The organism is Rossellomorea sp. FM04394, from assembly GCF_041889765.1.
Taxonomy (GTDB): Bacteria; Bacillota; Bacilli; order Bacillales; family Bacillaceae_B; genus Rossellomorea; species Rossellomorea aquimaris_B.
In genome coordinates this window covers 1,112,245-1,124,183 of sequence record NZ_CP168654.1, presented here as the reverse complement: position 1 = coordinate 1,124,183, position 11,939 = coordinate 1,112,245, and the positions used below count along the sequence as shown (strand labels likewise).

General features: G+C 43.4%; 10 protein-coding genes. 6 read left to right on the top strand and 4 right to left on the bottom strand.

Annotated elements, in window-relative coordinates:
• Positions 1-154: 154 nt before the first annotated feature.
• The 3 genes from ACCB35_RS05605 to ACCB35_RS05595 all read right to left on the bottom strand — a co-directional run bounded on the left by ACCB35_RS05605 (position 155) and on the right by ACCB35_RS05595 (position 4,174).
• The gene (locus tag ACCB35_RS05605; protein WP_374056962.1) at positions 155-1,939 is read right to left on the bottom strand and encodes an L-lactate permease; all 1,785 of its coding nucleotides are present in this window, start codon (positions 1,937-1,939) and stop codon (positions 155-157) included.
• 224 nt (positions 1,940-2,163) lie between these two features.
• A complete protein-coding gene (locus ACCB35_RS05600) occupies positions 2,164-2,883 on the bottom strand; it encodes a FadR/GntR family transcriptional regulator (protein WP_044339819.1) in 720 nt (239 codons plus the stop codon).
• Positions 2,884-3,313: 430 nt separating this feature from the next.
• A complete protein-coding gene (locus ACCB35_RS05595) occupies positions 3,314-4,174 on the bottom strand; it encodes a GyrI-like domain-containing protein (protein WP_374056123.1) in 861 nt (286 codons plus the stop codon).
• A 366-nt stretch (positions 4,175-4,540) separates the two neighbouring features.
• Between ACCB35_RS05595 and ACCB35_RS05590 the strand changes: the two genes are divergently transcribed.
• The 3 genes from ACCB35_RS05590 to ACCB35_RS05580 all read left to right on the top strand — a co-directional run bounded on the left by ACCB35_RS05590 (position 4,541) and on the right by ACCB35_RS05580 (position 6,436).
• Positions 4,541-4,966, top strand: coding sequence for an SRPBCC domain-containing protein (locus tag ACCB35_RS05590; protein ID WP_374056122.1), 426 nt, complete (start codon positions 4,541-4,543; stop codon positions 4,964-4,966).
• Positions 4,967-5,323 (top strand): ArsR/SmtB family transcription factor, encoded by a 357-nt coding sequence (locus ACCB35_RS05585; protein WP_374056121.1) that lies wholly within the window; start codon positions 4,967-4,969, stop codon positions 5,321-5,323.
• A 135-nt stretch (positions 5,324-5,458) separates the two neighbouring features.
• Positions 5,459-6,436, top strand: a complete 978-nt coding sequence (locus tag ACCB35_RS05580) for a DUF4003 family protein (protein WP_374056120.1) — start codon at positions 5,459-5,461, stop codon at positions 6,434-6,436.
• A gap of 50 nt (positions 6,437-6,486) precedes the next feature.
• Here the strand turns inward: ACCB35_RS05580 and ACCB35_RS05575 are convergent, their stop codons facing one another.
• The gene (locus ACCB35_RS05575; RefSeq protein WP_374056119.1) at positions 6,487-7,422 is read right to left on the bottom strand and encodes an NADP-dependent oxidoreductase; all 936 of its coding nucleotides are present in this window, start codon (positions 7,420-7,422) and stop codon (positions 6,487-6,489) included.
• A 163-nt stretch (positions 7,423-7,585) separates the two neighbouring features.
• On the opposite strand from ACCB35_RS05575, the gene ACCB35_RS05570 reads away from it, so the two are divergent.
• The 3 genes from ACCB35_RS05570 (at position 7,586) to ACCB35_RS05560 (ending at position 11,938) form a co-directional block, all read left to right on the top strand.
• Positions 7,586-9,187, top strand: coding sequence for a sigma 54-interacting transcriptional regulator (locus ACCB35_RS05570; protein WP_374056118.1), 1,602 nt, complete (start codon positions 7,586-7,588; stop codon positions 9,185-9,187).
• Between the two features lie 162 nt (positions 9,188-9,349).
• Positions 9,350-10,498, top strand: a complete 1,149-nt coding sequence (locus tag ACCB35_RS05565; RefSeq protein WP_374056117.1) for an iron-containing alcohol dehydrogenase — start codon at positions 9,350-9,352, stop codon at positions 10,496-10,498.
• Between the two features lie 51 nt (positions 10,499-10,549).
• On the top strand, positions 10,550-11,938 hold the full coding sequence (locus ACCB35_RS05560; RefSeq protein WP_374056116.1) for a hypothetical protein: 1,389 nt from the start codon (positions 10,550-10,552) through the stop codon (positions 11,936-11,938).
• The last annotated feature ends 1 nt before the right edge of the window (position 11,939 follow it).

The following is an 11,939-nucleotide window of genomic DNA, read 5'->3' as shown; positions in this document are numbered from 1 at the left end:
TGCTTACTTTATCGACCTATTTAACAGATGAATTCCGGTTAAATTTCAGCTGATTATTTTCCCCGTTTTTTTCAGCAGCTGAACATCCTCCCATTTTCTGTAGCTGAAAACAAAGCAAGCTCACCAATAATGGGAGCTTGCTACATGTCCTTTCTTATGCTGTTCTCCCGATTTGATTCAATTCCTTCTTATTTTGTTTTTGTCCTTTTACGATAAAGCTGACAAGTAATACGACGATTACACCGAGGATCAATGTACCGATGTTAAAGCCGATCCCGTTAATCAGGACGTAGCCAATCCCTCCGGCAAATACTACATAAAAGCCCATCGGAATTAACGTTTTTCTTATTAAGTTTCCTTCTTTGCCGATCAATCCTGCAGCAGACGAAGCCGCTACGACATTATGGACGCAAATCATGTTTCCTGCAGCCCCTCCCACTGCCTGCAGAGCCACAATCACGGCAGGGGTCGCCAGGATATTATCCGCTACTCCAAATTGAAAAAGGGAAAACATCATATTGCTCACGGTGTTACTTCCGGCAGCAAAGGCACCTATGGCACCGATCGTAGGAGCGGCCAGTGGCCAATAGCTTCCGAACACATTTGAAATCCCTTCGGCTAACACCAGTGGCATACTGGCATACTCTGCAGCGTTGACACCTGAATTGATGAATACTTGAACCATTGGTACGGCGAAGATTAAAGCCGCCATGGCGCTGACGATCGTCTTAAAGGAATCTTTTACGGCGCGTCCGTAATCTTTCAGATTCATTTTATAAATGAATATGCTGATCAGTGAAACGAAGATAAAGATCGTTCCCGGTATGTTCAATGGTTTTGAGGCAACCGAAATTGCCGTACCAAATACATTGTCTGCAGATAGGACCCAGGCTTGGATCCAGTCTGTGAATGGCAGTGTTTTTAATCTCGTAAGGACTAATAGTACCGCCACTAAAATATAGGGCATCCAAGCTGCAAGGAATGAAATGTTTTTCTTTGGTTTTTCTGTTTCATCAATATTAAGCGACCCATTCCATGCCGGATCCCAATTTGAGGCTTTGTCAAAGTCCCAAGTCCGTTTTGGTACGAATAAACCTTTTTTAGCCGCCGGCACCACGATGGCCAAGCCGACTAAACCACCGATCAAGGAAGGAAACTCCGGTCCAAGAAGGTTTGCTACAAGCGCATAAGGAACCGTGAACGCCAATCCTGCAAAAAGAGCAAACTTCCAAACAGCCAATCCTTCCCTGATGGATTTATTTTTTCCGAAGAAGTACGTAAGCATCGTGACCATAAAGAGCGGAATGAAGATCCCGATGATCCCATGAATGATGGCGACCTGACCGCCGATTCCATTTATGTAGGCATCCATGGTCGTCCCTTGTTCAGCCACGTATTGCTGCACTAATGGTGAATCCTTTAACCCCGTATTCACTCCGATCAATATGGGAGTTCCAACCGCCCCGAAGGACACGGGAGTCGATTGCAAGATTAAGGCGACCATGACGGCTCCCATGGCCGGAAAACCGATTGCAACCAGGAGTGGACCAACGATCGTCGCTGGTGCTCCCCATCCTGCAGCTCCTTCCAGGAAAGCTCCGAACAACCAGCAAACGATGATCGTCTGCACCCTCCTGTCAGGTGAAATACTCGTGAACCCTTTGCGGATTGTGAAAACGGCTCCACTTTCTTTTAACGTATTTAATAACAGAATCGCTCCGAATACGATGACGGCCACTTCAATTGCGGTTACAATCCCTTTCACACTTGCGGCTGCAACCTGATTCCCCGGCACTCCCCACACAAACATGGCCATCAACACGGTCACAATCAACGAAACAGGCATCGCTCTCTTTGCCGGCCATCTCAATACAACCAAAAACAAGAAAACCGAAAAAATAGGCATGGCCGCCAATAAAGCTAACATACCAACACTCATCATACTTCCCCCTTTAAAAGTGAATAAATTTTCCCCACAAACCCCACAACTAGTCATGTTAACAGGTCATCAGATGACCAATATATAATTAACAGTATAATTAAAACGCTTACATACCACAACCTTATTTTTGTAATTTTATAAAAAATCAAGAGGGACGGACCTCCATCAAAGCGCAATCCCTGTTAAATCAAGGTTTGGTCTTTTTTGGAGGTCCGTCCCTCTTAGTCTTGGATGTCCTCGAAGTATTTCATGAGGACTTCTTCGACGCTATGTAGATGGTGGAGCATGAGTTGCTGTGCTTTTTGGCCGTCTTTTGCTTCGATGGCTTCGTAGATGTTTTGGTGTTCCTGGTATAAGCGATCCAAGGTGGATTTTTTTGAATACAGCCAGAGACGGCGCGTTTCCCTCATGGTCGTGACCATCATTTCCGATACATTGTTCATTAGGCCCGTCAGCAGCTCGTTTTGTGAAGCTTTGGCAATCGCCATGTGGAAACGGAAATCCGCTTCTTCCCCCAGTTCTTCATCACTGGCTGAATGCATCTGATCTAAGGCAGTTTTAATTTCTTTTAATTGCTCGTCGGTTCTTCTGGACGCTGCCGCTTCAACGGCACCTACCTCTAATATCCTCCGCACTTCCAGCAATTGTTTCACGTCATCCTTTTTCATTAAGGCTGCTATATATATGGGCAGCGAAAGCATGCTGGAATCGAATTCCCTTACATAGGTACCTTCTCCCTGATGCATTTCAACTAATCCCATCGCCCGTAACGCACTTAAAGCTTCACGCACAGCCGACCGGCCCACCTGAAAATTCTCAGCCAGCTGCTGAACGGAATCCAGCTTGTCCCCTGACTTCAACTGACCCGATTTAATCATATCAATCAAAACCTCAGCCACTTCTTCGTATATTTTTCGCGGTTTAATTCGTTTATAATTCAATCGTTTTCACCCCAATATGTATCTATATATGATTCTATAGTATTATGCGTGAGGGGACAATATTGAAGGAAGGCAGTTATTAGTTGTGCTGAGTTGAAAATAATAGTAGGAACCATATGAGGAGGGAGGATGAATTTTTCAGGAATGGGAACATTGAAAAGAATCGAACTCGATAATATATGTACGAAAGTCGATAATAAAATAGGAGAACTCGATAATATATCTGATAAGTCGATAATAAACACGTTAAAGTCGATAATATAATTTAAAAGTCGATATTATAATCCTCTCGTGACATACCCCGCCATTTAAATCACTTGGATTTCACTATCAAAATGGACTTTTCATAACTGGATTGATGAATATCCCTATCAAAAGTCCAGATTAATGACAAAAAAGCCCCCATTCATGAACTGGAGGCCATCTATCATTACTTCTTCTTCTTAATCGGAACCCACACCTCACAACGATAATTTTCGTCATTCGGATTTCCCGGCGGGTATAATTCAAACTCGGGTCCGCCTGCATGTTCATACCCTGTGGAAGGGAACCATTCAGAGAAGATTCGCTTCCATACGCTTTGGATCGCATGTGGCATCGCCCCGACTGATTCAAAGACAGCCCACGTGGCAGCGGGGATCTCTTTAGCCTCTAGTGTATGATCATTATCAGTCTTCTTCCCAGCCCCGATAAAATACGTGAATTCTTCATTTGGATGGTCAAACTCCATACAAATCCCGAGCATCTCGTTGTTTCCAGCTGCTTCACAAATCTTCCTATCTAAATCAGACGTATTCACCTCATCCCAAAATGCAGGAATGTCTTTCAAATTTTCACCGTTACACGTTGAAACTCGTTTTCCTTTTCCAATCACTTGAAATGCTTCTTTTTCAATAATCTTATAATCCATTTCGACTTCCCCTTTGAGTTGGATTTGGAATGAGATGCGTGGAAATGCTTTTAAGGGAGTGCCTGATTCCCTGACTTGAGATGGGGATACTCCGTGCGCCTTCCGAAAGGCTTTCGAGAAGGATTCCGGGGTCTCATACCCGTACTTGAGAGCAACATCAATGACTTTGGCATTCGTATTAGTCAGTTCCTGAGCCGCTAATGTGAGTCTCCTCTTCCTGATGTAATCGGCTACGGTAAAACCCGTCACAAGTGAAAACAGTCTCTGAAAGTGAAATTTTGAACTGAGTGACAACCTGGCCAGTTCATCCATCTCGATCTCCCCATCAAGATTGTCCTCGATATACTGGATGCAATCATTCATCCTATGAAGCATTTCCATTGCTTATCTCCTCCCTGCTATCTCAATGTACCATTCGGATGGTAAGTCCTCCTGTCATTCTGTGCTTTTGTGTGACCGGTACTTTGCACTAATATGATTTACCTGTTAAATTTCCTGCAATTTTCAACAGTTAAATCTAGTCGTTTATTTGCCATGTTAAATCCACAATTAAAATCAAATAAAATCCACTTATTACACCAATACTACCAATCAAAGACGAATTCAATACGCCAAGACTCTACTTCTACAATCTTCCACCTATCTCCTTCTTTCATTCCACTACAACATTGACACGAAACCAAAAGGTGTTATATTATAAATGCAACCTAATGGTGTTATTTTAATCAAAGAAAGCAGGCGACATTCATGAAAACAAATCAATTAGAAGATATTAAACAAACCGTTCGATTCAACGCTCCCATCCAAAAGGTATGGGACACGGTTTCCACCTCAGAGGGAATTTCCTCTTGGTTCATGCCAAATGATTTCGAACCGGAAGTCGGTCACGAATTTCATATTCAATCTCCTTTTGGACCTTCTCCTTGCAAGGTACTGGAAGTGGACCCTCCCCATAAACTGTCCTTCTCTTGGGATACGGATGGCTGGTTCGTTACCTTTCTCTTAAAAGAGGTAGGAGATCAAACAGAATTTACGCTTATCCATGGTGGCTGGAAGCATGATGATGCGGTTGTTTCCAAAGCTCATGAAAAAAGCTCTGTCATTCGTGAAAGAATGGCCAACGGCTGGATAGGCATTGTGGACCAAAGACTCCGGAAGGTTGTGGAAGGATAAGTGGCTGCTGTTAAACATGATGTATTCCAGGCGATCGCAGACCCGACTCGCCGGGAGGTGCTGCGTCTACTTTCCGAAAAAGAGATGCCCATCTCAGCACTGACCTCTCAATTCCCCATGAGCCGGACCGCCATTGCGAAGCATCTCACCATTCTTTCCGAAGCTGAATTGGTAAAGGGTGAAAAAGTGGGCAGGGAAAAAATCTATCGTCTGCAACCTGAGCCTCTAGCTGAGTTAAAAGACTGGCTCTCTTATTACGAGCAGTTCTGGACCAATAACCTGTCCAAGCTGAAACATATAGTGGAAGATAGGGACGATGCAACTCCATTGAAAATGGTGGATGAGGAAAAGGATTGATGATGAGGGACGGACCTTTACAAGGTCCGTCCCTCCTTCACGTCAAACTGCAGAATTGTCATTTTCCCCACGAAACTTTTTTTATCATTCAATCGTATATCCTACTAACAATCAAAATAAGGGAGTGTGAACTGGATGGAAGACGTGATGAGTAAAGTGGAACAATATAAGGATATCTATTCGCAGTTGAAGAAGCGTTTACGCTGGAAGGTATCGGATTCCCGTTCCTTGATGATGGTTGCTTCATTGTATGCGACGAATCAACGCACTTTTGATATCGACCGTTTTGTAGAGGTCAGTGATTATATTAAAGAGGAAGTCGGTGCATTTTCAACGCTGAAGCATGAAATCCGCTTTACCTTTGCGGCTATGCTTGATACACGTTTTGAGGATTATCAGCCTAAATTCCATGAATTTCTTTCTTCATATGAATCATTAATCGAAGCAGGATTTTCAAGGGGAACGTTCACCTATCTCGCAGCCATGACGATGATTTCTGATGGAGGTGGCAGAAAGGACCTTGCCCAACATGGGATGAACGTTTATAAAAAAATGAGGGAGAAGCATTTCTTTTTAACCGGGCATAGTGATTATCCCTTTGCCTTGTTGCTCTCTCAAAGGGATGAAAATCACGAAGCGTTGATCGATACAATCGAAGGATTCTATAACCAGTTGAATCAATCAGGTTTCAGAAAAGGAAATGACCTCCAAAGCATGAGTCACATCCTCTCCCTTCACCCTGAGTGGTCTCAAGAGGAACTGGTTCATCTCTGCACCCGCTTGTTTGACATATTCAAACAAGAAGGCATAAAGACGAAAGCCATATTCTATCCACAAATCTCCCTCCTTACATTTGTGGGTGCGGACTCTTCCTTGGTGAACCGAGTGAAGAAAGTTTGGGAAGAGCTTAACTCTGAAAAGCTCTTCAAATGGCATAAAGACATAAACCTGATGATGGCAGTGAACTTTTTGATTAGCGATAAGATAGAGAACAACTCTCTGATGCAAGTGAGTTTGTCAACGGCCATCGAAACCCTCATCCAGGCACAGCAGGCAACGATGATCGCCACCGTTTCGGCTGTATCGGTGACAACTGCTGGCGGGGATTCATGATGATAAACGGAGGGACGGACCTTTGGAATCAAGGTCCGTCCCTCCCCTTTTTATTTCACTTTAATCACGATTTTCCCTTTAGCATGATGCGTTTCGCTTAATGCATGGGCGTCTTTCAGTCCTTGTTCACTCAGCTCATAGGTCTCTCCGATCACAGGTTTTAACTGCCCGGATTCGTAGAGTTCTGCAAGCTTTGCAAGCTGTTCTCCCTTGGGATCAAGCCACAAGAATTCGGCTTTCACACCGTACTTTGCCGCTTCCTCTTCGGATGGGGGCTGCGCAATGGAAACGAGTTTCCCGTTTTCCTTAAGTACCTTATAACTGTTTGATTGGACTTCCCCACCCATGGAATCCAGCACCAGGTCGAAATCCTTCAGCACTTCACTGAAATCTTCTTCTTTATAATTGATGAACTGATCAGCTCCCAATGACTTCACGAACTCTTCATTTTTGCCGCTTGCCGTAGTCGCAACGTGGGCTCCTAAGCTTTTAGCAATCTGAATCGCGAAATTGCCGACTCCACCGGATCCCGCGTGAATGAGCACCTTGTCCCCTTCTTTGATTCCACCGAAATCGACCAGGCACTGCCAAGCGGTCAAACCGGCAAGGGGAATGGCCGCTGCTTCTTCAAAGCTCATGCTGTCCGGCATTTTGGCGAGCAGCTCATCGTCCACTGCCACATACTCTGCATATGTACCTTCCCTTGTGGTCGCAGGTCTTGCAAATACTCTGTCACCCACTTCGAACCCTTCAACATTTTTACCTTTTTCGGCAATCACTCCAGCTGCATCCCATCCCAGGATGATGGGAAACTCAAAGTCGAGCATATCTTTTAAATATCCTGCCCGCACCTTCCAATCGATCGGGTTGATGGATGTCGCATGATTTTCCAGTAAGATTTGATTGTCTCCGATCACTGGCTGATCGATGTCCTTCTCCTGTAATACCTCTTTGTCTCCGTATTGGTTAATGATGATGGCTTTCATATGGACGCCTCCTTTAAATCTTCATATGGTTTATGTTCCCTCAGAGAGATACGATTTAAACACCCTTTCTAGTCAGGCTCATGGGAAGTGAAGGTCCGTCCCTCATCACTTTAGTGTAGAATAGAGTTAACCAAGTAACATGTTGATTGGGAGAGGATTGTGTATGAAGCTGCTTGTTTCAGATGAGGTGGATCGTGCGATTGAATTATTTTCAGAATCTGGGGTGGATGCTCTGGAGGTTGTGAATCATGAGGGTGAGATTGTCGGAATTCTTACGCTTGATGATATAAATACGATTTTTCATGATGGTCATCTCGGGGAATCGATTGGGGAAATTCTAAAGAAAATAATGTTCCATCATTCTCCTCCAAAGATAAGGTTGAATAGAAATCAATATAGTGAGCTACTTGAAAGTCCTGTTTTCAATGATATAATCAATTCCCTTTATGATGGGGTCTTCATTACAGATGGATATGGTATTACAGTCAAGGTAAACAAATCCTATGAAAGAATAGCGGACCTCAAATCCGAGCAACTTATCGGTTATCATATGGAAGAGCTCATTAAGGCTGGATATATATCCAAGTCTGCCTCCATGCAGGTCTTGAAAGAGAAAAGACCGATTACATTGATGCAGTCCATTCACAATGGAAGAAAAATCATCGTGTCCGGTACTCCGATTTTCAATGATGACGATGAAATCTTATACGTTGTAAACAGTGTTCGTGATATCACCGAACTGTTAAAATTAAAACTGCAAATTGATGAGCTGCAAGAACTAAAGAACCTCCGCCAAAGTTCGAATGCTACGTTTTCTAATGAAGCAGAGAAGTCATCCATCTACTCCAGTGAAAGGATGAAGAAGGTTTTCACCACCATTAATCGAGTAGCCAAAACCGATGTAAAAGTCCTCTTGCAGGGGGAAACCGGTGTTGGGAAAACGATGATTGCAAAATACATACACGAGCATTCGAATCGTTCGACCAGCAGTTTTCTTGAGCTTAACTGCGGAGCCTTCCCTCCAAGTTTAATAGAGGCAGAATTATTCGGCTATGAATCAGGTGCTTTCACCGGTGCTTTATCTAAAGGGAAAAAAGGATTGCTGGAAGTGGCGGATAATGGCACGTTATTCCTTGATGAAATCGGTGATCTTCCTTTGGAGCTTCAAGTAAAACTATTAAAGGTCATTGAAGATCAAGCATTCATTCCCATTGGTTCTTCAAAACTCAAACAAATTAATGTTCGCATCATCGCTGCTTCTCATAAAAACATTAAGAACTTAGTAGAAATAGGGGAATTTCGCGAAGACTTATATTACCGTTTAAACGTCGTTCCAGTTCAAATCCCTTCCCTGCGTCAGCGTCGCGAAGAAATCATTCCCCTTTCTCAACACTTTTTACAAAGCTTCAATGATGAATATGGATCAAGCAAAGTGATGAGCATTGAGGCACTGGATTGTTTACATGAATACGATTGGCCTGGTAATATTCGAGAATTAAAAAATTTGATTGAGCGCTTAGTCGTTATCACTCCATTAGAAACAATCGAACGTGAAGATCTCCCACCTGAATTAAGTGAATCCATTAAGAAACCAGACGCATTTTATGATGGTGAAATTCTACCTTTAAAAGAGGCCGTGGATCGAGTAGAGAAACAATTGATCACCAATGCAATAAGAAAATATAAAACAACGAGAAAAGCAGCAGAAGTCCTTGAAGTCAGTCAATCCACGATCGTACAAAAAATGAAGAAATGGGAGCTTTGATTACTTTTCGAATCAAGGCTCTCTTTTTTGATTATTTTTATAATCGGATTTGACTATTTTTCGACAGCCTCACAAACCGCTCCCCCTCTATTCATACTTTTCAGAAAGTTGGCATAAAACTTGCATTACTGTTTATAGAAGAATCGAAAGGAGATCCTTTTCATGACAATCTCAACTTTTAAAATTGCAAACAAATTGGTGACAGGAAAAGGGGCAACAGAAGTTTTACCCGATGAAATCAAGCGTCTTCAAATTCAAAACCCACTAATCGTCACAGATGAAATCCTCCAAAAAATCGGTGTGGTCGATCAAATCACCCCATTTTTGAAAGGGCTTACTTACGGAATATTCACAGGCGTTAAACCTGATCCTGAGCTCTCTATTGTGGAAGATTGCACGAAAGTATTCATCAATGGGAATCACGATGGCTTGATTGCTATTGGCGGTGGAAGTGCAATTGATATCGCAAAAAGTGTGTCGGTATACGCAGGTTTTGAAGGCAGCCTGTCAGAACTGATCGGTACAGATCTCGTTCCACAAAAAGGCGCACCTATCATCACACTCCCGACAACTGCAGGGACAGGTTCAGAAGTAACGAATATATCGATCCTTTCTGACACAGAAGCTCAGCTCAAAAAAGGAATCGTGAGTGACTACCTGCTTCCTGATGTGGCGATTGTCGCACCGGAAATGACGCTGACCATGCCGCCTTCAGTCACTGCAGCAAGCGGGGTGGATGCATTGGTTCATGCCATTGAAGCATATATCTCAGTCCATGCTTCACCTATAACAGATGCCTTGGCCATTTATGCGATACGAATGATTTCAGAGAACCTGCCAAAAGCATACGCCAATCCTAACCATTTGGAAGCACGTGAAAAAATGGCCACTGCAAGTTTGATGGCCGGTATGGCTTTTGGTAATGCCGGAGTCGGTGCCGTTCACGCACTCGCCTATCCTCTAGGCGGCCGCTATCATATTCCTCATGGGGTAAGTAATGCTCTCTTGCTTCCATATGTCATGGAATGGAATAAAATTGCGTGTATGGAGCGCTTCCGGGATATTGCATCGGCACTTGGCGAAAACATCCGCTCCTTATCCGACGCCGAAGCAGCGAATAAAGCCGTGAATGCCATGAAACGATTATGCACCACAGTCAACATCCCGACTGGATTACGTTCCTTTGATATTCCGAAAACGGACCTTCCTGATATGGCTGAAGATGCAAGCAAGATCGAAAGACTACTAAAGAATAACCCTCGTCAATTAAACAAAAGTGAAATTGAACAAATTTATCAATCTGCCTATTAATATAAAGGAATTCAGTTCCTTGTTATCAAAATAAGAAAAGGGGTATATAGGATGTGGAGAAATCGAAAAGATGGTGAGGAATCACCATACATTCCAATGGGACCTTTTAAATTAAGACTCCCGTTTATTCACTACAAATTTGAATGGCCGGATTATGTCCAAGGTTTACTTATGTGTGCTGTTGATTTAGCTGCGATTCCATTAATGATTGAACTTCTGGGCATGCCTTTTGAAGTTGCGTTAGCCGTTGTACTGTTGAATGGAATTCTTTATTTAACTCATCACTTACTCGGCGACCCCGTCGTTCCCGGATGGATCACACCTGCAATTCCATTAATCATGGCTTATGTATCAGCATTTCCAGAAGGAGCCGAACGTGTGCACGCACTGGTCGCTTTCCAGCTTACACTCGGCTTACTTTCCATCCTGTTAGGGGTGACAGGATTAGCGAAAAAAGTCGTTACATTCGTTCCCCCGGCGATTAAATCCGGGGTGATCTTAGGAGCAGGATTTGCAGCAATCATTTCTGTCTTCCAGGTTGGCGGGCGTTTCGAAAGCTTTCCATGGACCATTTCCATCGCAGTAGGGATTGCCTTTTATATTATATTCTCTCAACATTTCAATCAACTGAAAGCTAAAAGTGCACTATGGGGGCTTATTGGAAAACTGGGAATCTTTCCGATCATTATTCTCGCAGTTATCATCGCACCTATCTTTGGAGAAGCACCGTGGCCAACGATTGAGTGGGGGCTCATTAACCCTGACTTCGGTACACTTTGGAGTGAGTACACCATCTTTGGACTCGGTTTCCCTCCAGCTATGCTATTTGTAACTGCCTTGCCTACTGTATTGGCCGCTTATATCGTCCTATTCGGTGACGTTTTACAAAGTAAAGCGCTTATCGATGAAGCAGACGATGTGCGTCGCGATGAAAAAATCGATTACAATCCGAATCGTGCCCATATGGTCTTCGGTGGACGCAATACCATTATGAGTATACTTGGTCCCGATGTCACAATGGCCGGTCCACTATGGGCAGCCATGCAAGTTGTCGTGATTGAACGGTTTAAGGAAGGTAAGAAAGCTATGCACTCTATATTTGGAGGTTCTGGATCCTTCAGATGGGGTACAAATACTGGACTCTTACTTCTCCCTATTGTAAGTTTAGTACAACCCATTCTAGGCATAGCCCTTGCCTTGACTTTACTGATTCAAGGTTATGTAAGCGTTCGCGTAGGAATACTGGAATCCCGTAGTCACCGTGACCTTGGCATTGCAGGAGTTATCGGAGCAGTGCTCGCCACCAAAGGTGCTACATGGGCCTTTGCAGTCGGAATATTATTATGTCTATTGATTTACGGCAAAAAATTCTTCACCGGTGAGAATGATGAAATTTTTACAAAAGATCTGGAAAGTAAGGATGCAAGAAAAATCTCATAAT